This window comes from Aneurinibacillus sp. Ricciae_BoGa-3, assembly GCF_028421645.1.
GTDB lineage: Bacteria > Bacillota > Bacilli > Aneurinibacillales > Aneurinibacillaceae > Aneurinibacillus_B.
This window is the reverse complement of record NZ_CP116887.1, coordinates 4659535-4682018: the sequence shown is the minus strand read 5'-3', so window position 1 is coordinate 4682018 and position 22484 is coordinate 4659535. Positions and strand designations below refer to the sequence as shown.

At 41.9% G+C, this 22484-nt stretch carries 17 protein-coding genes, 2 pseudogenes and 1 riboswitch; of the genes and pseudogenes, 13 read left to right on the top strand and 6 right to left on the bottom strand.

The window, feature by feature from the left end; translation table 11 throughout:
- Window positions 1-221 precede the first annotated feature (221 nt).
- Window positions 222-1109: a hypothetical protein gene (locus PP175_RS23785; protein ID WP_272440668.1), complete on the bottom strand. Its 888-nt coding sequence runs from the start codon at window positions 1107-1109 to the stop codon at window positions 222-224.
- Between the two features lie 201 nt (window positions 1110-1310).
- Window positions 1311-1901 (bottom strand): hypothetical protein, encoded by a 591-nt coding sequence (locus tag PP175_RS23780; RefSeq protein ID WP_272440667.1) that lies wholly within the window; start codon window positions 1899-1901, stop codon window positions 1311-1313.
- Between the two features lie 374 nt (window positions 1902-2275).
- On the opposite strand from PP175_RS23780, the gene PP175_RS23775 reads away from it, so the two are divergent.
- The 4 genes from PP175_RS23775 to PP175_RS23760 all read left to right on the top strand — a co-directional run bounded on the left by PP175_RS23775 (window position 2276) and on the right by PP175_RS23760 (window position 7849).
- Window positions 2276-3703 carry a S8 family peptidase gene (locus PP175_RS23775; protein ID WP_272440666.1) on the top strand — a complete coding sequence of 476 codons (1428 nt, stop codon included), beginning with the start codon at window positions 2276-2278 and terminating at the stop codon, window positions 3701-3703.
- Between the two features lie 335 nt (window positions 3704-4038).
- Window positions 4039-5106, top strand: coding sequence for a serine-rich family protein (locus PP175_RS23770; RefSeq protein ID WP_272440665.1), 1068 nt, complete (start codon window positions 4039-4041; stop codon window positions 5104-5106).
- Between the two features lie 243 nt (window positions 5107-5349).
- A complete protein-coding gene (locus PP175_RS23765) occupies window positions 5350-7392 on the top strand; it encodes a hypothetical protein (protein WP_272440664.1) in 2043 nt (680 codons plus the stop codon).
- A gap of 121 nt (window positions 7393-7513) precedes the next feature.
- On the top strand, window positions 7514-7849 hold the full coding sequence (locus PP175_RS23760) for a helix-turn-helix domain-containing protein (RefSeq protein ID WP_272440663.1): 336 nt from the start codon (window positions 7514-7516) through the stop codon (window positions 7847-7849).
- Between the two features lie 16 nt (window positions 7850-7865).
- Here the strand turns inward: PP175_RS23760 and PP175_RS23755 are convergent, their stop codons facing one another.
- Complete coding sequence (locus PP175_RS23755) at window positions 7866-8033, bottom strand: anti-repressor SinI family protein (RefSeq protein ID WP_272440662.1); 168 nt, start codon at window positions 8031-8033, stop codon at window positions 7866-7868.
- Window positions 8034-8057: 24 nt separating this feature from the next.
- A riboswitch (cyclic di-GMP riboswitch) is annotated at window positions 8058-8143 on the bottom strand.
- A 598-nt stretch (window positions 8144-8741) separates the two neighbouring features.
- Here PP175_RS23755 and PP175_RS23750 point away from each other — a divergent pair.
- The 6 genes and pseudogenes from PP175_RS23750 to PP175_RS23730 form a co-directional block, all read left to right on the top strand.
- On the top strand, window positions 8742-9185 hold the full coding sequence (locus PP175_RS23750; RefSeq protein ID WP_334314226.1) for a hypothetical protein: 444 nt from the start codon (window positions 8742-8744) through the stop codon (window positions 9183-9185).
- A gap of 55 nt (window positions 9186-9240) precedes the next feature.
- Complete coding sequence (locus PP175_RS23745; protein ID WP_272440660.1) at window positions 9241-9711, top strand: winged helix-turn-helix domain-containing protein; 471 nt, start codon at window positions 9241-9243, stop codon at window positions 9709-9711.
- Complete coding sequence (locus PP175_RS23740; protein ID WP_272440659.1) at window positions 9687-11048, top strand: tetratricopeptide repeat protein; 1362 nt, start codon at window positions 9687-9689, stop codon at window positions 11046-11048. Before PP175_RS23745 ends, PP175_RS23740 begins: the two co-directional genes overlap by 25 nt.
- Window positions 11049-11055: 7 nt before the next feature.
- Window positions 11056-11196 carry a helix-turn-helix transcriptional regulator gene (locus tag PP175_RS30165; RefSeq protein ID WP_442870402.1) on the top strand — a complete coding sequence of 47 codons (141 nt, stop codon included), beginning with the start codon at window positions 11056-11058 and terminating at the stop codon, window positions 11194-11196.
- A gap of 200 nt (window positions 11197-11396) precedes the next feature.
- A complete protein-coding gene (locus PP175_RS23735; RefSeq protein WP_272440658.1) occupies window positions 11397-11639 on the top strand; it encodes an anti-repressor SinI family protein in 243 nt (80 codons plus the stop codon).
- Window positions 11640-12015: 376 nt separating this feature from the next.
- A pseudogene (locus tag PP175_RS23730) lies at window positions 12016-12312 on the top strand (IS66 family transposase); the annotation flags it as partial.
- A gap of 668 nt (window positions 12313-12980) precedes the next feature.
- Here PP175_RS23730 and PP175_RS23725 read toward each other — a convergent pair.
- From PP175_RS23725 to PP175_RS23715, 3 genes are all read right to left on the bottom strand, one after another.
- The gene (locus PP175_RS23725; protein ID WP_272440657.1) at window positions 12981-13160 is read right to left on the bottom strand and encodes a hypothetical protein; all 180 of its coding nucleotides are present in this window, start codon (window positions 13158-13160) and stop codon (window positions 12981-12983) included.
- 20 nt (window positions 13161-13180) lie between these two features.
- Window positions 13181-15709: a winged helix-turn-helix domain-containing protein gene (locus PP175_RS23720; protein ID WP_272440656.1), complete on the bottom strand. Its 2529-nt coding sequence runs from the start codon at window positions 15707-15709 to the stop codon at window positions 13181-13183.
- Between the two features lie 2107 nt (window positions 15710-17816).
- A complete protein-coding gene (locus PP175_RS23715) occupies window positions 17817-19082 on the bottom strand; it encodes an IS110 family RNA-guided transposase (RefSeq protein WP_272440655.1) in 1266 nt (421 codons plus the stop codon).
- Window positions 19083-19571: 489 nt separating this feature from the next.
- Here PP175_RS23715 and PP175_RS23710 point away from each other — a divergent pair, with 489 nt between their 5' ends.
- The 3 genes and pseudogenes from PP175_RS23710 (at window position 19572) to PP175_RS23700 (ending at window position 22218) form a co-directional block, all read left to right on the top strand.
- Window positions 19572-20036, top strand: a complete 465-nt coding sequence (locus PP175_RS23710; RefSeq protein WP_272440654.1) for a DUF6431 domain-containing protein — start codon at window positions 19572-19574, stop codon at window positions 20034-20036.
- A gap of 40 nt (window positions 20037-20076) precedes the next feature.
- Window positions 20077-21425 (top strand): annotated as a pseudogene (locus PP175_RS23705) (DDE-type integrase/transposase/recombinase).
- Window positions 21418-22218 carry an ExeA family protein gene (locus PP175_RS23700; protein WP_272440652.1) on the top strand — a complete coding sequence of 267 codons (801 nt, stop codon included), beginning with the start codon at window positions 21418-21420 and terminating at the stop codon, window positions 22216-22218. The pseudogene PP175_RS23705 and the gene PP175_RS23700 overlap by 8 nt, the downstream one beginning before the upstream one ends.
- Window positions 22219-22484: the final 266 nt, after the last annotated feature.

Sequence of the window (22484 nt, the reverse complement as noted above, 5' to 3'; positions counted from 1 at the left end):
TGGCTATGGTCTTACCACAGGGATATTTTTTATGGCATATTGACAAAGGGGTGTACGCATTAATGCTTGCAAAGCTTGACCCAAAGTAAAGCATGAATACTTTACTTAGATTTAGTGCAGTATTGCAAAGGTAACAAGTTGGCAGATAAACGTGTTTAGTAGTGAAAATTAGAGCAGCCATCCTAGATATAGGATGGTTGCTCATTTAAACTGATTGGGTTCTATTTCTGAACGGTTGTTGTCTGCATATTCGTATGTTGTTGGATATCCATCGAATCAGTTGTGGTGGTGTGCTGCATATTCATGGGTAGTTGGATATCCATTGAATCATTTGTGGTCATGCTTGGGGCGTTGCCTGGTTGTGCTGCTGGGTCAGGCACTATTTTACTTTGCTCATCCTTTGAGATGAAGTAGAGGTGGACATCATAATGAGGCACTTCATAACCCGCGTGTCCGTGGGGATTCCAATTTACTTCCGCATGATCAATACGGCTAGGTGTTGGCGCTCCCTGGTTGCCACCCAGCACTAAATCTCGCTCCGTATCTTTCGCGAACATATATTCAAAAAATACTAATTTTCCTTTATAAGCGCCCCAGATTGGCCCATATGGCATATCATCGAGTTTTGCCCAGTGTTCACCCATATTTGGGACGGCCGGACTAATCTGCACGGTACCTTTTGGAAAAATCGCGACATTTTCTGTTTGCGTGGCAGAATCAAACCCAGTTTCATAATGTTTCTGATTGTTATCTGTACCAACAGCTGCAGCCATTGCTTCAATAGGTGCTATTAGCGTTCCTTGACTATTATTTGACAGACCATAGACGTTCGATATCACTGTATTATTCAAAGTCAACTGATGTTTTGCCGCGTTCCAAGAATATTTTACTCCGTAATAATTAGCAAAAATATCTACAGATCCAAAGGCTCGATTATTTAATTGAAAAGCTAAAGGATCTTGAACATCCACCCCGTTATAATTTAGATGTATACCCCTTATCGGCATTTGCTTATCTTTAACTACGTTATTATCAGCAAAGACTGAAGAAGAGATCCCTAAACTCGCTATCATAGCTCCCAAAACTAATCCACAAATTTTCTTTTTCATGAACATTTCTCCTTATTTTATTCGTTATAAAGAACAATTTGAGTTTAACACATGGTAATAAAATGATCAAAATAATTTTAATAAACGAAATAAAGTGACTTTTATTCGATGAGAGGTGAATAGCAAGTAACTTCTAAGTAAATTCGCCAACGGATTGGAAGATAAACAAAACCCACCAACATAGGCCGGTGGGTTTGCTTTTTATTTCTTCGGAATTCCAATGTAATAGGTGTAACCATCCCAAACATAAACTTGGTTTTTCCGTTTGTCTATTCCAATTTTCCAGTTTTTATGTTCTTGGGCATTGAGCAAGATTACAGGATAATCAGCGTCGCCTTTTTTCCATTTTCCTTTGATTACTTTTTTATCCCACGAACTATTCCATACATACGTTCCGTTAGCATTAATGGTTAGCCATGATTTTAATTTACCACTGCCGGGTGAAATTGTAGTGGTTCTTGTATGATTAACGTAATCGTCGGTAGTAGAGACAGCACCAGGTACGTAGAGATTGAATGTTCCATAACAGGAGGAAGGATCGACTTTTTTCGCCTGCCCCTTTTGGCTACTGGGTGGTTGCGTTGGTTTAACTTCCTGGGCTTTATGGACTGGAATTTCCGTTGATTGGTAGAGTGGAACTTCTGTTGAGTGATACGGCTGAAGCTCTGAAGCAGTGTATGGCTGTATTTCTGTGGCTTTGTGTACTTCAATAGCAGCAAAAGCAGGTGAAGCACCGGTAAAAAGTAAACCAAGAGATACCAATGGGACAAAGGCTTTACCATTAAAACTCATTAAAAATCCCCCTTGTTTTTATAGAAATTGGATAATTTTAGTAGTGCAGCACTAGTTAACTGTATATATTTACTATTCTATCTTGGATAATTTGCTCAAGTAAAGAAATAGTATTTGCAAAAATTGCACGAAAACCTTCACAAGAAAGGTGCATGCGGTCCCATGGCAAGTGATCTTGATTCTTTGGACGTTCTACTTTTGATCTAGAAAAAACAGGCCGGATGGAGTGGGTTAAAAATGTAAGTTAAGCCTATTGGTTTCCTACATATCTGTCGATAACACTAGTAGGGATAGAGGAGGGATTATAACTAAAATAAAAGATTCATTTCGCTTGTCGGTTGTCTTGTGCGATTGTATAGGGGAGAGATGAGATAGTGAGAAAATGGTTTTCTTTTTTTCTAGTGTTGCTAATGTTTATGGCTACGATTCCTTTTCATGCAGAAGCGGCGCCTTCTTCTATGGGAAGATATATCGTACATTTTAAAAATAAAGCAGATAAAAATTTAATTACAAATGCAAAGGGAAATATTCATTATCAATTCGCGTCCATTCCGGCGCTGGCTGTGTCCGTTCCGCAAGAGGCGATTCAAGGGCTCTTGCATAATCCCAATGTCGCGGATGTGGAACCGGATCAGATCGTTCACGTGAATGGGCAGGTAACGGATTGGGGAATGGATAAAGTGGCAGCTCCGTATGCATGGAACTCAGCCTACACAGGTAAAGGAGTTAAAGTTGCGGTTGTCGACACTGGTGTCGCAGCTCATGAAGACCTAACGGTGGCTGGCGGTACTTCGTTTGTGTCCTACACAACTTCTTATGCGGATGATAACGGTCACGGTACACATGTTGCCGGTATTATCGGTGCTAAACGAAATACGCTTGGTGTAGCGGGAGTGGCTCCGGATGCAAGTGTTTATGCAGTAAAAGTAATGGATAACACCGGTTCGGGCTATTTATCGGATATTGTATCAGGGATTGATTGGTCTATTACGAACCATATGGACATTATCAACCTAAGCTTGGGAACTTCAACAGATTCGCTTGCCTTTCACCAGGTTATCGACAAGGCCTACAACAATAACATTCTTGTGGTAGCAGCCGCAGGTAATAACGGCACAGCGGACGGAAGCGGGGATACGGTCCAATATCCAGCGCGTTATGACTCCGCGATAGCGGTAGCAGCCGTTGACTCAAACAACCAGCGTGCTTCTTTTTCGGCAACTGGCAGCAAAGTCGAAGTGGCGGCACCAGGCGTGAATGTTCTGAGCACATATTTAAATAACAGCTATGCTCCTTTAAATGGTACGTCGATGGCCACGCCTTTCGTAGCTGGGGACCTGGCTTTATTGAAGCAGGCGAATCCTACTCTTTCCGCTACAAGCTTGCGGACTAAGCTCCAGCAAACAGCAACCGATCTAGGGACACCGGGAAGAGATACATTCTATGGTTTTGGTTTGATTAAAGCCCCGTATGGATCGGTACCCGCGCAGACCGGTACAACCATATCGACTTCTGTGTTAACGAATCAACATACGTATGTTGCAGGCAATGAAGTAGATATGTATGTGAAAGCTCAGGGTCCAGGGCTCCTTCCGTTAAACGCAGCAAGTGCTAAGGTAACCATCACCACACCAACTGGTGCGGTATACACCGGCACAGCGGTAACAGATGCGACAGGTGAAACAGTATTCAGCCTGGGAACAGATGCTACAAGCGCTAAGGGAACCTACTATGTGAAAGCCACTGCAAGCAAAAGCGGGTATACCGCGGGTACGGATACAATTTCTTTTACCCTGCAATAAAGGATACACAGCTAACCGATTAAGCGGTTAGCTGTTTTTTTGTGCGTTTTGGGCTGGAATTGAGTAAGTAGAAGCTCGTGTGGATTTACACGATTGGTGAGAGCGGAAATTTAAAAAAACAGCATCTTCCGTTCGTTCAATATAATGAACATTTCGTTCTTTATAAAGCTATAAAACAATAGAAAACGTTAGAAAATTCATTTAAAAGAACATTTAAGTCGTTAAATTGGCTATTTTCGTTCGTTATAAGCTAATTTCCCGCCTTTAAATTTTCGCTACGTTCGTTGTATACTGTGTTTGTGGTTCTTAAAAACGAATTTGGAGGGATTGTTTAAATGAAAAAGAAAATTGTTTTAACGACGGTAGTAGCAGCTTCTATGGTTCTCGGTGCAAGTTCAGTTTTTGCAGCCGACCCCACACAAACTCAATCAGCTGGCTTTAATACAACAAGCACACAAAGCAGCTTGTTTAGTGAATTGGTTGTACAGGGACAAGGAAATACAGGCACAGTAGGGCAAGCTCAGACAGGCGGATCCGCAAGTGCAACAAATCAAGGGCAAACTTTTGGTGGAAATGTTAACCAAGGACAAACTGCTGTTGTTGATGGAGTTTCACAACAAGGCCAAACAGCTGGCACGACATCTCAACAAACGCAAAATGCAGGAACACTTAGCGGTTTCTTCGGTCTTCCAGGGGGCACTCAAACCCAAAATGGATCAGCTGCTACAACTCAAAATCAAGGAGCTACTGGTGTTGCTATTGGTCAGGCTCAAAACTCTAACAATAGTTCAGCTCAAAATCAAAGCGCATCTGGTGTAGGCGGATTTTCTGGTGTGGCAATTACGCAAACTCAAGGGTCAGCTGCAGCTGCAAACCAAGATGCTAATGCAGTTGGAGGCGACTTATCTCAAACACAAAACTCAGCTAAGAATGGCTCTCAATCATCCGATGCAACTGGATTTGCCATCGGTCAAGTGCAAGGCTCAACTGCAGGTACAACTCAAAGTGCAACTGCAGGCGGAACGGGAGTAACGCAAACTCAGGGTTCTACTAACACTGGTTCTCAATCATCGAATTCAGTAGGAGGTTTCATTCTTCAAGGGCAAGGTTCAACGGCAGGCACAACTCAAAGTGCAACTGGAACTGGAAGCAACATCACTCAAAAACAAAATTCTAATAACGTTGGTTCTCAATCATCCACGGCAGTAGGAGGTTTCATCGGTCAAGGGCAAGACTCAACTGTAGGTACAACTCAAAGTGCAACTGCTAATGGAAGCAATATCATTCAAACTCAAGGGTCAGCTACGAACACATCTCAAACACAATCATCTGGTGCTGTGTTTACAGGTCAAACTCAAAGCTCTGGAGTTACAATTACACAAACCCAAAAGGCTACCAACTAATTTTTAAATCTCCTACATAACTCCATCTGGTCCTTACTGGATGGAGTTACTTTTCTCTTACTTGCCGTTGTATTTTTGGATACATATTCTTGGTAATTTCGAAAGCAAAAAATATAACAAATAGGTTTTAAGTTTTGTTAACCAGACCATAATAGACTAATGTTCGTTTTACAGAACAACTAGTAATTCAGATAATTTAACGGATAAAAATCGGTAATTTAATTAAATCAAAGGGGTAACCAAATGATGAACAAAAATATCGTGATTACTCTGGCTTTTGTTTTAGGTATTGGTGGGTTATTTATTAACACGGATAATACGTTGGCGGAAGCGGTTGATACATCCTCTCCCGGTGCTAGTCCAAGTGCCAGTCCAAGTGCTAGTCCAAGTACCGGTTCAAGTGCCAGTGCCAGTGCCAGTCCAAGTACTGCTTCAGGTACTGGTTCTGCTAGCAGCCAGAGTGCTTCTGCTACTAGCAGCCAGGCATCAACAACCGGGGTAAGCTCATCTTCTTCAGTGTCCCAGGGTGGTCAATCATCTAGTCCGGCCCAATCAGCAAGCCAGGGTACTCAGACACAAACTACAAGTAATGCCAGCCCGGCAACGCATGACACCTCTAATTCTTCATCTGGAAATGATTCAACCAACTCCGCGACCCAAAGCCAAACAACTAAATCTGACACTACCGAAACCACGTCAGTTGTAACAGGGGGGGGAGGGCAAAGTCAACAGGGTCAAGTGATGGGTGTGGAGGTTTCCCAAAAACAAGGTCTAAGTACTGTGCCCCAGTCTGAACAAACGAATACAAGTTCAAACCAAACACACAATTCTAGCGCACAGGAACCTTCGACCTCTGTCCCAACACAACAGGCAGGAAGCAATACGAATTTAAACCAGACTAAACAAACAACTGCAGGTAGCCCTCCAAAACAGGATACAACTATCACGACTGGTCAAGTCCAAGATTCAACATCAACTGCAAGTGGCTCGCAGGGCCAAAATACAGTAGTAATCGCTGGTCAATCACAAGCGGCAACAACATCCGGTGCGTCCACAGCCTATGAGAAACAAGGGAGTAATGTTACTGCTGTTCAAGGGCAAACAGTGAATGCGGCGTCACAAACACAGGGTACTGAGGCTAACATCACTCAGGTGCAGGGGGTTAAGATAACGGACGCTGGTACAATTAGCCAAGAGCAGTACACCGCAATTGATACCCAGCAAAATCAGACAACTAGCACTTCACCTTCAACTGACCTGTTGAAGCAATCACAGGGTACCAATGTCATCGCTACCCAATCCCAGAGTGTAGTGACTGCAGGTTCGGCCGTGATGGTTCAGAAACAGGTCGCAGACATTGCCGCTGCTCAAAATCAAAATACACCGGCATCACCATCGAACCCGACTCATTTTGATGCGGAAAATTTTGTGAAAATTATTAAAAATGCAGCAAACAATTTTGTGTTAAATATTACACAGTCTGCAAAAGTAAGCCAACCAGGTGCTAAGCCAATTGAGTGGACACCCGGGCCCCTACAGGTTACAGTCGGAGCGGATCCTGTGCACCAAACAAATGAAATTCAACAAGATTTTGACTGGGGAAGTATCAAAGCCTCCATAGAAGTATTTGCATCCAAACAATTGGATGCAATTAAAACCGACATGAAAAGTGCCTTTTCATTTATTTTTTCAACTAAACAAAATACGCAAGTTACGAGAGGTCCGGGTCAAGGGCCGCTCCTGCCATCTGTGCCTGAACAGCAGCCTACAACTTTTAGTAAGGATGCATACCAAACACTAAAAATGCAAGTTACGGATAAGTTCGGCAACCCTATTCAAGGTTTTGATTCATTGGATGGAAAGATTATGAAAGCGGTTATGGTTAGCAGAGATTTGTTGTATTACAAAAATCTGGAGCCTACATATCTCGGAAATGGTGTGTTTGAGATCGATCCGCAGTTCTCTCAACTTTTAAAAGATGGGGACTATCAGATTAACTACTTCTTCACCCCGGCGGGTGGGAAAGTGGAATCCAGGAGTCAATGGATCCATGTGGTGGGAAGCCAACGAACACCATCCCAAACGGAGACGAAATTGGTTCAAACTGTAAATGGAAAGCAGTTTAACCTGAATTTTATCAACAAGGATCATGACATCTATTTTACCGATTCTAACATCACATCAGCTACCTATGTGCCTGCCACCAATTCCTATCAAGTGTGGGCCCGTTACGCGGTAGACAACGGTCAATCTGTTCAAGTTCCCTTTATTGTGAAGAATCCCTAAAGGTTGAACCCCCAACACCAATGAACGTTGGGGGTTTTTCAGTTAACAAGAGAGCAATTATAATTTCCTAATGAACCTATTTTTGTTATACTTAAATAAAATCAGGTTAAAGGAGTTATCCATGATCGGTAAACGTATTCAACAACTCCGCAAAGATAATGGTTTAACCCTCACCCAATTGGCAGAAAGGGCAGGAATTGCTAAATCATATTTAAGTTCGATTGAACGAGACATTCAAAAGAATCCCTCGATTCATTTTCTTGAAAAAATAGCTGATGTACTAAATATAGATGTGAAAGAATTATTAAACGATGAGGAGCCAAAAGAGAATAAAACAACATTAGATAAAGAGTGGATAGATTTGGCATTAGAAGCAATGGAATCTGGAATAAGCAAAGAACAATTTAGGGAATTCCTCGAGTTCAATAAGTGGCGTCTACAAAAACCAAAACAGTAACCTCCCTTAGGCGAAACTACTCATTTTTTCCTGCGCCTATCCCATCGGATTTGTTCATTTTACTCGTATGAAAGAAATGGCGAATTTCTTCAGGTGTCAATCCGAGTTCGCGTGCACGGCAAAGGAGAGTCACCCATTCATTATCAAGTTGTTTTTTTGATTCATCTTCAATTTTAGCAACCATCGATTTCCCCCTGAGAGTGTTCCGTTAGGTAACCCAGCCACCATTGTACTAATACGTTAGGTCTGTAGTTTTGCGCACCTTCTTTTCAGAGAGGGTTGCCCTTTTCTAAACGTTATATTTGTACTGTTACGATAGAAATTATAGTCTAATCTTATGGCTAAGTCTGTCGATTAATCGGATTTATATTGGTGAGTTGTTTGAAATGTTTCGACGTATTTTTGCTCTCAGTTAAGGCCCTCATCTATTGATACGTGAACTTAGACTTTATATTCTGGTCTTTTTTTATCTTCGTATTCGTAATTATAGTTCTATCGTATGGTTTGCTTGTGGCTAATATGATACTCCTCACCAAAGAATAAATTCGTGTATCATGTAGAGGCAGCTTTGTGTTTATTGCATAAGTATTTTGAACTGGTCTAAACTGCACTATTGCAAACATACTAACATACATAAGTTAGAAAAGTGTGTCATAATTTGCTTTGACAGATGAAATTTCATTACTTTTCTAAAGTTAAAAATTGTGGCAATTTTTCTGTTTGTGTGATATAAATTTACTACGATTGAAACAATCTAATTTACTACTTAATGTAATGTTGACTAACTATTTGCCTATCGCTTGGTAATACGCAGCAATGATAGTCCAAAAAATCCCCATCACAACTAACCGTTTATAATGCCTTCGCTCAGCAAGTTGAGAAATGATAAAATATTACCATTATTACTGCCCCTGCTGGGTATGGTAAAACGACGGCGCTAAGCCAGTGGGTGAAACAATGTGATTTTGTTGTGGCATGGGTTTCGTTGGACAAACAGGATAATAGTTTTACTCAATTCTGGAATTATGTACTCGTCGCAACCACGAATGCGCATCCTGATTTGGAAATTGGCAATTGGCCTAAAAAAGACAGCTTTCACGAATCATTTTATTCACCTATGATTACCGCGTTGATTAATGGCCTAAACGCACTCCCGCATGAACTGGTACTAATCCTTGATGATTTTCACGTGATTCAACAGCCCTCCATCCACACATCTTTGTCGTATCTGCTTGAAGTTTTGCCTCCTCATATTCACCTGTATATTGCAAGTCGTTCCCACACCCTTCCTGCCAACAGCTCGGCTTCAAGCAAGAGGCGAGCTTCATACCATTAGCATTGATGACTTACGATTTGAACAGTATGAAGCCAGTATCTATTTTGAAAACTGTATGGATCTGACTCTATCGAAAGACGATGTCTACCGGTTAACCTTGCAGACAGAAGGCTGGATCAGTGGACTGCATTTAGCCGCACTATCTCTAAAAAGAAGTCCAAATCCGTTAGATTTGATTCGTAAATTCAACGGACAACAGCGGGATATTGCATCTTATTTGCTGGAAGAGGTGTTTCTTCATCAGTCGGAACATGTGCGGACATTTTTAATGAAAACTTCTATTTTAAAGAGAATGAATAGTTCGTTATGCGAAGCAGTAACAGGTGTGGCTCAATCTCAAGAGACATTGGAGATGTTGGAGCTGCAGAATTTGTTTATAGTCCCCCTGGATGAGCAGAGGGACTGGTATCGCTATCACCATCTTTTTGCGGATTTCCTGCAGCGTTATTTGCAGCAGAAACATCTGAAAGAATGGATGATTGCGCATGAAAATGCCGCCAGATGGTTCGAACTCCATGGATTATAGAGGAAGCGGTCGATCATTTTATAGTGGGAAATTATTATGTCGAAGCAGTTGGATTGATAGAGAAGCTTCTTCCAACAATGGTGCAAGCGAATTGGGCGGTTTTACATAGATGGATAGCTGTCTTACCAGAAGCCTGTATTTCTGAAAAGCCGATGATAGAAATTTATTATATAAGCGTGTTAATAGGATTTGGAGAATGGGAATTGGCGAAAATGAGGGCGGAGCAAGTGGGGATACGGCTGGCTGGCATGAAACATACGCTGACAGATGAGGATTGGGGGAAGGCCATAGGCAATCTGTACTGGGGGTATGCAATGATCGCGTATACCCAGCGTGATCTTCAACGAGCTATCGACTGTTTAGATATAATCGAACAGCACATGCCGGAAGGAAGTTATCTGCAAACGCTTGGCGGCAATGCAGCTGTCGGCAGTAAATATGATGATATGATCGCACACATCAATGATCTTCATTTAGCGGAATCATTTATTAAGCGATGGGTAAAAACGTGGGAGAATAAAAAGAATTACCGGTTCGGAGGTTATTTTTATGTTGCTTACAGTGAATTGTTGTACGAATGGAACCTGTTGGAGGAGGCCGAGTTATACGCTGAACGAGTGCTTCAACAAAAGGATATGCAGCAGCTCTCAAGAAACCTGGTTCGTGCTGTTGCAGTAGCATCCAGGATTCAATATATTACAGGATGCCCTGATATGGCACACGAAATGCTGGAGCAGGTAAAGTCAAAAATCAATTCTCCTGATTACCTGATTTTCTCCATGAGAATTGAGGCACTTAAAGCGAATTTATGGATTCGGCAGGGCTCCAATGATGATTTGGCCCATTGGCTGCAAACATGCGGGTTCAGCTATAAAGATGACATCCCGCTTTACCATGTCGGGGAATACATGACACTGGCAAGAACGTTGGCACACTGTGGACATCTGGTAGAGTGCGAGTACCTCCTGGAGCGGTTACATCGTCTTGTTTCAAGGGAAGACCGATTGCGAGACAGAATCAGGGTGCTGATCGGGCAATGTATCATGCTTTACTTGGGGGGCAGAGAACAGATCGCTTTAATAAAGCTTGAAGAAGCGCTGTATCTGGCGGAACCTCATGGATATATCCGAAGTTTTATTGATGAGGGTGAGAGCATGGCGAATATGCTGACACGGTATTTAAACCTTAGGCAACTAAAACACATTCGTTCATCCTTTCCGGTATCCTTGGCTTACGTAGGAAAATTGCTGCTGCTAATGAATGTAAGTGTAAAAGGGAACGTGACGAGTACTTCTCTATTAACCGAGCAAGAAACAAAGATTTTTGCGCCTGATTGAGAAGGATATGTCAAATAAACAAATAGCCGAACATACTCACGTAACTGTTGGAACCGTAAAAACACATATAAAAAATATGTATAAGAAGCTTGATGTTAACAGCAGACTTAAAGCTTTGCAGCGTGCAAAAGAGTTAAATATAATCTAAATGGAAATACACGGATGTTAGATCCCCCCTTATCTCCCCCCTTTGGGAGATTTTTTTTTATAAAGACAGGGTTTATAGTTATAAAGGTGGAAAAAGAGTATTTCAAATTTTTCTTGTAACCATCTATGAAATATAACCAATTAAAGTTGCTGGTCAATTGTGTTAAATGAAAAACATTTTATAAATTCTATGGTATTGGGGTGTGTTTTTTATTGAAACCTTATACGAATGAGGAAGAGCAAGAATGGGTCGAATTAATAATGGAAGCCCGAAGAATAGGTTTATCAGTTGGAGAAATAAGATTATTTCTGACAAACACAATACAGCTGAAACAAAATCTAGGATTGTGTGAAAAAATACTATATTTTGAAGAAGAAAACAATATAGATGAACGGTTGAGAAAGGTGCTTATGCTGAGAAGGTATAACGCTATGTTGAAGTAAGATTAATCCAAAGTTTATAACCGATTTTCAAAAAAATACGCTGATAAAAGGTAACTACTTAGGTATCTCAAATGTTTTAATAATCTTTAAAAAGGGTATAGTCATCTAATTTCATTGAACGGAAAATGTTAATGACGTAGTATATAGTCCCGAAGGTGACGGCGTTAGTTGTCCGCAAATTGACGAATTTATTGTCCAAGTGTCATTTGAAAAAAGGGAGAATCATGATAATTCTCCCTCAATCACCCGTTTGACCATGTGATCATCAATAATTCGATGTCCGTGCTGTGCTCCATAAAGTAAACCCCTTTCGGCCCCTTTTTAAAGGAGCATCAGGTGCAGGAGGAGGGGTTTTCCATTCCTCTGCGCCTCGAAAAAGAATTTCAAAAGCAAAGCAGCTAACCTTGGCGAGCGATTCATTCTGCACAAAACCGCCATACTGCGGTTTCTTCGAGATGATCGAGTGCCTTTTGACAACAGTCAAGCAGAACGTGACATTCGAATGATGAAAATCAAGCAGAAAATTTCTGGATCCTTCCGTACAGAAGAGGGAGCCAAGCAATTTGCGCGCATCCGCGGCTTCATTTCCACGCTTCGAAAACAAAAACTGGATGTACTCGCTTCTATTATTTCTGTCATACGCGGTCAGTTTTCATTCGGCTCACTGACCTAAGTAGTTACGATAAAAGTATAAATGCACCAAACGACATAAAATTTAACTGATGTGCGCTATAATTTACTGTGAAGATCTAAAGCTTATCGATTATTAGTTCAATAAGCTTTTGGATAATAATCTAAATTAATGGCTTACAAAGTAGGGTTGAATCACAAGAAATCTAAGATAAGCTCAAAGAAAGGAAACTAAATGCTAAGGATAACAATTTCCTTTAGCAAAAGGGGATGAGGCACTTGCTAGAGAAAAAGTGTATATACTGTTTACAGGTTTCATTCGGTAGTACAGAAAGGGGTTCCTGGATTTGTCCCTATTGCAAAAAAGATATCAGTTTAGTTCACTGTAAAAAACCAGATTCTAATCTTAAACTTATTTCTCCTCACCCCAAACAGTAATATCATCCCCGATCTATTCTTTTAAGACTTTTAGAACCAAGAGATTCATGCAAGTCCGTTTCTGATCCTTTCTCAACACATCATCCGTTGCCACGGGCAAGCTGGAGTTCGTTGGTGCCGGATTGGGCGATTTATTTACAAGTAGAGAGTATCGAAAATCTTTAAGGCCAAAACCGATCCCGACCGTCTGGCCGAAGGCAGGAAGTGGTGCGCGTTTCCACTTCACAGGTGAACGAAACAAAGTACTTACCGATCAGTGTAGGACTGTTCGTTTTATTGCGCTGTAAAGCGAGGGAAGCCTTTCTTCTCAAGAAAAAACTTCTGATAGGCGGCATTGCAGCACGATGGAGTCACATTTTGAAGCCAGCTCACGGATTTCTTCAGCAACGTGAGTGAAATCTCTTTATTGGAAAGAGTCTTTCCGGTTTCGTTATAGACTCGCTTCTTTTCCACAAGGAAATCCGCTGAACACATTACAGCAAATTCAACTCTTTTGCACGCTGCAACGCCTGCAATCTGCTGTTTACTTCAAGCTTCCTGTATATATTTTTCAAGTGCGTCTTCACGGTTCCCACGGTCACATAGATGTTGTCGGCAATTTGCTGGTTCTTGAACCCTTGCTCAATCATTCGCAAAATCTTCATTTCCTGCTGCGTTAGTAGAGAGGGGAGAGGCAAAGATCCTTCCGTTTGACCATTCATCAGTTGCAGCAATTTCTTTACGTAACGCAACGGTACGGGTAGAGAATTTCGGAGTGAGCTATGCTGCCTATGGTCTAAATATTGGGCAAGCAGATTCGCCAGTTCCACGCCTTCATCAACGAAGCTGCGGATGTATCCTTGTGGCTGCGCGAGGTGCAGAACGGATTCCAGCTTCATAAGTGCATCCGTTGTATCTCCCTTTCGATGAAGAGCGATGCTTTGTAAAATGCACACTTTTATCTTATATCTGAGTCGATCTTCATTATCGACGAGCCGATGTAAATGCTCCAGCAGTTGTAAAGCTTCGTTAACCGACCCACATTGCATAAGCGCTCTGGCCAACTGAAGATATTCGCTGAAAAGATACAGTGGGACCGTATCGCTATGCTTTAATCCACAAATCCCCAGCCAAGCGGTCACATCTTTGAAAGAACCGTTTGCAAGTGACAAATACGCCTTCTCCGCATCCAATTTTTTCAGGGCTATAGCTCTATCCGGTGAATCGATGTTAGGCTTAATCTGCTCAAGCAGATCAAATGCTTTTGCCGAATTCCCCTTAGCTAGAGAAACCCGTGCAGCGTAGATAGCAGCACGTCCAAAAATAAGGAAGTATGGCTGCATGCACTTTTCCCGCAGTGCCCTTTCCAAATAGACTTCAGCCTCTTCCAAGCGATTCCATTCATATAAAAGCTCACTATATGCGACATAAAAGAAACCAACGTAAGGGTAATTTTTCTTGTTTTCCCAAACCTTAATCCATTTATAAAAGAATTTCTCTGCTTCATGCAGATCATCGAAAAAAACCAATAGCGAATCAAAATTTACAGTAAATGTATTAGCCTCAATCATCTGTATATAGCTGCCTTCCGGCATATGCTGCTCAAATAGTTCCAAATATTCCGTCGCACGCTGAAACTCTTTCCGGTAAAAAGAAACGGCCGCATATAAATAAAAAAACGTACCAACAAACGGTTTCCACTCAGGATCGGACAGATTGTCTTCCATCAGGCGAAGTCTTGATCCAGCCAGTTCCAGTCCTTCGGATTCGGCCAGTATTTTTACATAAAGAAGTTGAACTTCTGGTGTTGCCAGAAGGGAAGACTCTGGCAGTGCGCTAAACCATCGATACAGCACCCCTCTCTTTAATTGTAGGCCGTGTAGATGCTTTCCAATCAAGGAAACAACTTCGGGGTAATGCCCTCCCATAAGGAAATGCTCTACCGCCTCTTCAAAAAAGCCATGCTCTTCCAACCAATTAGCCGCCCGAACATACAATTGTTTGGCCTGTTCCGGATGCTTTTGCTGGTATTGCCTTTGCAAAAACTCAGAAAACAAATGATGATAGCGATACCATTGTCGTTCATCGTCCAAAGGAATGATGAACAAATTCTGTTGATCCAGCAACTCCAAGCGTTCCTGACAATTGGTTTGTCCGGTAACAGCCTCACAAAGTGCGTCGTTCATTCTGTTTAATATCGATGTCTCCAGGAGAAAAGACCGCATCTCATCGGACTGGTGGCTGAACACTTCCTGAAAAAGATAATCTGCTACACTGCGATGTACACCGCTAAAAGCATTGATAAAATTGGAAGAATGATCGCTTTTTTTCAGTGAAATCGCCGCAAGATGCAGTCCACTAATCCATCCCTCCGTACGACTGACAAGTATAGATACATCATCTTTAGACAGCGAAAACCCCATGCAATCACGGAAGTAACGAATTCCTTCATCGAGTTGAAATCGTAAATCCCGAATTGTAATTTTAACCACCTGGCCCATCGTCTGCAATCGAGCCGTTGGAATGGGCAATTCAAAACGACTTGCTATATATAAATGAATATGAGCGGGCAAATGCTCAAGTAAAAACACCACCGATGCGTGAATTGAAGATAGATGAATTGAGTGATAATCGTCAAAAATAAGTACCAATTCATCGGAATGGCTGCTAAACTCATCTATCATTGCTGTGATAAATGTCGCAAATGCCCCAGATTTAAGCGTTGGTAGATATGTATTCATTGCCTCAGCAAAACCCGAGTTCTTACTGTCGACAGCAGCAATCACATAACTCCAAAACTGGATCAAATCATTATCTTGTGGGTCAAAGGAAACCCATACGGAAGGTATCCCGCTCTGCTTCAGCCAATGACTCAGCGCTGTTGTCTTGCCATAACCACCAGGAGCCGTCACGGAGGTTAGTTTTGTTTTTAGCCCTTTATTCAACAGCTCGGTTATCGTTGGACGCTCAACAAGTATATCCCCTCGCAATTGCGGAATATGTAGTTTTGTACTTAGAATCACGGCTTAACACCTCTATTTTGCTGTCAGTATCGTTTCTTAAAATTATATTTTATTTTTCTGAATTGAGGTAGAATTTGTCTAAGAAAAAAATAATAATTCTTTTCTCTAAGGCTCCGAGCAAACGGCTTTTCAATCACATTATCTCATGTCACCACATAATGATCGAAAGGCCTATTGTAATTCACTCAAGTTGTAAACTTATGGACGACTGATATTTCTTACTCTTTGTCGCAGTAATTTGGGGAACCAACTATAATGCGGTAAAAGAAAGTTATTTGCTACCTGTTATGCAATCTCTATTTATCCTTTTACCGTTTAACTCGATTCCGTTTACGCTACGTTTGGCAGACCGAGTAAATGCTAAACACAATTACTTTCATAGCTCTATTTACATTAGAAACCTTTGGAGTAGCGAATACAACAGCCTAACTAAAATGGACCCTATCGTGAAGACGCCGTTTTTACCAATTTAGGCTGGGCAGAACGAGGAGGTTGACAGTGAGTGGAAATTTAGATTTTGGTTGCGGGGAACGGTTCCTAGCATGTGATGTCCTTACCGTGTCTTGTCAAGAAAACTCTAGGGTTGAAAGGTGAGCCTGTGAGAAAGATTGACAAGAACAAAGTTAGCTTCTTTACAAAAGGAAGGGAGCAGTGGGTGTTTTGTATGTCTGACATTGATGCGGATCCTCATCATTATAGAACGTCAGAAAATTCGTCAGTTCTGATCGAGATTCATTTCCGTCGTCTTTCAAGTATAACGTCTTTATATTTCACTGTACGTTCAAGCCTGCAGTACAGGGAATTACTGAAAGAAATATACATTAGTATGAAAGGCACGTTTCGCGGTTGCCTGAACAAAATCCATTTCAAAAGAGTGGTCTAATTCAGAACCTATTACGCGTCCATATCCCACTAACTATATCTCATATGTATTATTGAAAGCCATTTCTTTCGTGATGTGTGGCAATAATAGGGGACAGAGATACGGTGAAAGTACGAGATGAGTGAAACGACTGTAAAACACCGAAAAGACCGAAAAGACCTTCAATTATAAAGAATGGGCAGCAAAATTAATTAAAATATATCAATGCGCGTCAGCGCCAGATAAACTTAAATTTCGTACCGTCAGGTCACTGCACCTTTGCAAGCCACCACTAGTAAGCAAGTGACGGGTAGTTTATCTCCCTATGTTGTACGTTCTCCTTTATTCTTCGATTTCTTTATTCGTTAACATTGTTAATTGTAGCTGTTTCCAAAGAAAAAACGAATTTCATCACAGGTGACACCAATTGTTCGTGCGTAGGAAAGCGTACCAGTCATTCGTAATCTACATCCTTTTTTACTCTATACACATTACTGTCCTCCTAATAACCTGTCACCGTAGCTACTCCGGCTTTAGGTCTGTGGTTTTGCCTACCTTCTTTTCAGAAAGGGATGCGATTTTCTCGATATGTATTTTGTTTTTACTATTACTACAGGCATTATAGAACATCTGTTTGGGAAAGTCTGTCGAAAACAGGAATTCGTATAGAATATAATTTCCGAAATTTAGACTTAATATTTTAAGCAGCAAGCCTTCATTTGTTGCTTTATGATCAATTCGCTATATCTAGCTGGTAGTCTTGTTAGTTAAAAACGGCTGAGTAATTGTGGAAAACATTTCAATATGAATTATAATGTATTTAACGGTGTGGTAAAATTAGCTGTGCACCTGAAATCTCTTGTATTTCGCTCCCTCGGTTTAAATAGTTTTTCTCACGCAAGCTCGTAAATTCGCAGGATTTCAACCCTTTTAGAAGTGGTAATTAGCACGAGGGCATAGAAATGATTAGACTCGGCTGTTAGAAGGCATGCTGAAATAGAGGTGAGGAAGTAAATCGCCAAATTATTCCATATACTGCACGTATTCTCCACACAGCCCTTAGAGATTTTCACTCCCATGACTCAACGGTCTTTGCCCTTTCATTCCTTCGTTACATCTATCTAAAGGGTGGAGGTCGGTCTTTCTAACGGAACGGGTCTGAGCCCTTTTGCGAAATACTTCCGATACTCCGTGCTTTCTTTGTCATCCTGCGAATCAACCAACTTGCGTGAGCTGTAGATAATTTTAAGCGGCTAGTGGCAAAATTTTATGACAGTTGTAAGGTTCTCCACTGCGTGCCATGCCAACTAGAATACGAGCTAATTTCCCACATAGTTTCATAACCGATTTCATTTTCTTGAGCTTCTTATCGTAGACATTTTGATGGTGCATGTTCTTGAATTCCTGGTTATTTATTATTAGACTCATAGTCGTAATAAATATGAAGCGTCGGAGACGCGGACGTCCTCTTTTGCTAAGCGCAATCTGTCCTTTCCATTTACCAGAACTGGCTTCTGAGAGATTGAGTCCTGCGTGTCGTAATAGTGAATTTCCATGAGAAAAGGCACTTAGATCACCAGACTCTCCTAGAATTCCTGCGATTGAAATGGTACTCATGCCTTTTATAGCGAGCATTTTCTTGGCGTAAGGAATTCGGTCGAGAACGGATTCAATCTCTATTTCTACTTTTTCAAGCTGCTTTTGGGCAAGGTCGTGCTCCTCAAGAAGCTGCTCTAAGTGTAGTCTGTATGCCCGAAGGGCTTTCTTGGGACCGACAGTTCTTTTGGCTACATCGATTAAAAGTTGTGCCTTACGTACACCAGCATGTCTTTTAACATGTGATTTCCAACCCTTGATGATGTCCGTAACCTTCATGGTTTTTACATCTTCAGGTAAGGGGAACAACCGAAGTGTTGCCAGGGAGCTGATACATGTCACGTCCTTAAAGACTTGTCTTAATTCAGGAAAAACAATATCCACCCATCGGATAATTTGGTTCACTGCACTAACCAAACGTTTCACGATGGTATCGCGGTTAGCTATAAGAACGCGAAGTTCTTCGAAAGCCTCTGCAGTTGAACGGACGGGAGAGTAGTAGCCGTTTTTGACCATATCTGCGATGACCAAAGCATCTTTTTTGTCACTTTTCGAACGGGTATTGTCGCGGTTTTCTTTGTTCTTTTTCACCAGGTGTGGGTTTACTAGCACTGTTTCTATTTGCATTTCATCAAGCCAACGAGCTAAGCTAAACCAATAATGACCCGTAGGCTCCATTCCAACAATGGTCGTGGTCAGTCTATGAGAAGTATGTAAGTCTTGAATCCAACGTTTCAAAGATTTAAAGCCAATCTCATCGTTACTGAATTCCAATGGATGACCAAGAGCGATTCCACGAAAATTAACCGCTCTAGCGACATGGGTTTCTTGAGCTATGTCTACTCCGACAACAAGATGGTTAGCGGTAATATTTTCAATCCGTTGATTTTGTTTGTCTTGCGCTTTAAACTTCATAGTAGAGTGTCCTCCTGATGTGAATTTAAGGGCTTTTGACCCGTTGCGTATTCCCATCGTATAGGGACACTCTTTTTTATTCAAAGTCCAAATTATTCAACCTACAGGAATCTAACGATGTGCTGTATGCTTCCTATACCATCCTATCTCTTCAGGATTACTATGGTTTAATCAAAAGTTTAACGTATATTTGTTCTAGAGATATCCCCATCCCTTGCTTTAATTTTGATTGTTATTGATACCCGAAAATAACCCAAAGTTGATGGGATTGCCTGTCCGGAAGTTGACGAGTATAATGTCCTCGTATCATTCTGGAGAAAGGAAAAAGACGTCCCCCATTTCGTATAACTGCACCAACAGTTACACAGGAGACGTCCCACAAAAACAATATGATTATTGTATCAGATTACAAACTGGTTGAAAACACCCTTTTGGGCGTTTTTAGTTAGGGGTGCGGCGGAAATTCCTTCTCCCTGTTGTGCAAAAAACATGAGAGTCATCGGAACGAGAGACCGAAAATCTAAAGAAAGATCGGGGGAGATAAAGGTTTATAATATCCGCCGTCTTAGCTGTAATCATTGTGGGAGAATTCATCATGAATTACCAGACTTTCTGGTGCCTTACAAGCGATATGAATCAGCGTGCATTGAAAGGGTTCTATCGAAACCTTCTCATCATGATATTCCTGCCGATGAATCTACTTTATATCGGTGGTTTGACTGGTTTAAAAATTTCGTAGATTACTGGGTTGGTTGTCTAAGATCCATTATGCTTCGCACTAAACAGGAAAATATCCCTTTGAATTTGACGTCCGCAGATTCACAGACCGCACTCCAAAGAATAGGACGTTTAGTGGGCGATGCCCCTAGATGGCTGGAGAGAATTGTCCGGCCGATCGTAAATATAAATTTATGGGTACATACCCGTTCTGCATTTTTGTCCGAAGGAGGCTGATTTACACTCATGATGAACACATGGAGAGGAGTGTTAATTCATGAGGGATCAGAAAAAAGCAGAAGAAATAGCTGCAGGGCGCTTCCAGCTTATTGCACCTCTACTAACCGAGGGCCTTGATGCTGGAAGAGTGAAGCAACTCAAGGATCAAATCTGTAAGACCAGCGGTCTGTCTGAAAGAACGATTAGACGCTATCTATCCCAGTATCGTACCGAAGGTTTTTCAGGATTAAAGCCGAAGGGGAAATCAACACAAATTAAATCAGAGGCGTTGCAGGCACACCTATTGGAGCAGGCTATTCTCCTTCGAAGGGAAGCACCCAGTCGAAGCGTGGCACAGATCATTCAAATACTTGAGTGGGAGGGCCTGGCAGAACCGGGTCAGCTTAAACGTTCCACCCTTCAGGAAAAATTGACGGAAAAAGGATATAGCACGCGCCAAATGAGACTCTATGCTGACTCAGGCGTTGCAGCCAGACGGTTTCAAAAGAGGCATCGCAATCAGCTCTGGCAATCAGACATTAAATATGGCCCATATTTGCCTATCGGTCCAAATGGAACGAAAAAGCAAGTCTATCTGGTAGCTATATTGGATGATGCAACTCGATTTGTTTTGCATGGTGCTTTCTATCCAACGCTCGATTCTAGGATTGTGGAAGATGCCTTTCAGCAGGCCATACAAAAATATGGCGTGCCCGAAGCGGTTTATTTTGACAACGGCAAGCAGTACCGAACCAAGTGGATGGCGCGAACATGTTCAAAGCTCAGCACCCGTCTTGTATTCGCAAAACCCTATTCGCCTGAATCAAAGGGTAAAGTTGAACGCTTTAATAGAATCGTAGATTCTTTTCTGGGCGAAGCTGCACTCGAGAAGCCGAATACATTGGATCGGTTGAATGAACTCTTCCAAGTATGGCTCGCCGAATGTTACCAAGGAAAGCCTCATTCCGCACTCGGTGAGAAAACAAGTCCGGAATCCGCCTTCCGAAGTGACAGGAAAGCTCTTCGTTTTATCAATCCGGATGCATTGGCAAATGCTTTCCTCCATTGTGAGACACGGAAGGTAGATAAATCTGGATGCATCAGCTTTATGGACCAAAAATATGAAGTTGGACTGCCATTCATTGGCCGTCAAGTGGACGTTGTATATGATCCTTCGGATCTAGAGGAGCTTACCATTGAGTTTGAGGGGCAATCCCAGCGCGGAAGCTCGTCATCGGTGAAAGAGCTGGCAAACGACCCACAATGCCCACACATCTTCAAGCACAAGCGGCTGATTCATCCCGACTATTAAAAGCAGCAGAACAGAAACACCAAGAGCGTCAGGTGGAACAGGCGCCTGCTGTTGCCTTCCGTGCGATATGGAAGGAGGATGGCCAGGATGTTTGAGGCTTTTTATGGCATGCAACACACTCCTTTTTCAAGGGATGTCCCTACGGAAAAGCTGTACGATTCCCCTCCGATGCGTGAAATTTTGGGCAGGCTTAAGTATGCGGCGGAACGCCAGCTATTTGCAGTATTGACTGGTGATTGCGGTACGGGGAAAACCACCACCATTCGAAGGTTTGTGGATCGGCTGGATCGCGGGAAATTTCAAGTGCTCTATTTGTCGGATTCTAAATTAACCCCTCGTCATTTTTATAAGGGAATGTTGGAACAGTTGGGCTCTGAAGCAAAGTTTTATAGAGGGGATGCCAAACGGCAACTACATCGGGAGATTGAGTTGATGAAGGGAATCCATGATATTCAGCCCGTCGTAGTCGTAGATGAGGCTCACCTTTTAGATCGTGAGATGCTTGAGGAAGTTAGGTTCTTACTCAACTTCAAAATGGATGCCCAAAGTCCAATGGCCCTCATTCTTGTAGGTCAGAGTGAATTATGGGATCGCCTACGTCTTCAATCATTTGCGGCGATACGCCAAAGAATCGACCTTCAATGCAGACTGGGTCATTATGATCGTGCACAGGTTGATGAGTATGTGGCACGCCATCTTCACTATGCAGGAGTGGACCAACAAATCTTTTCTGACGGTGCATTAGATGAAATCCACCGCTATTCCGGAGGGGCCGCAAGGCTCATCAACAAGGTGTGTACGCACTGTTTACTTTATGGGGCACAGAACGGACATCGAATTATTGATGATCACATGGTCAAACGGGTGATTGAGGGAGAATTATCATGATTCTCCCTTTTTTCAAATGACACTTGGACAATAAATTCGTCAATTTGCGGACAACTAACGCCGTCACCTTCGGGACTATATACTGCGTCATTAACATTTGATATCTTGCCAATAAAACCTTGTTACACTACCGTCAGTTTCTTCCTTTTTATCCTCCATAAGTTAATACTTAGAGCCTGCGTATATGCAAGGTAAAAAATGATTGCTATTATGTAAAACTGTATCTAGTAATCTAAAAGTGGGCCACCGTAGTCACCGAAAATTCC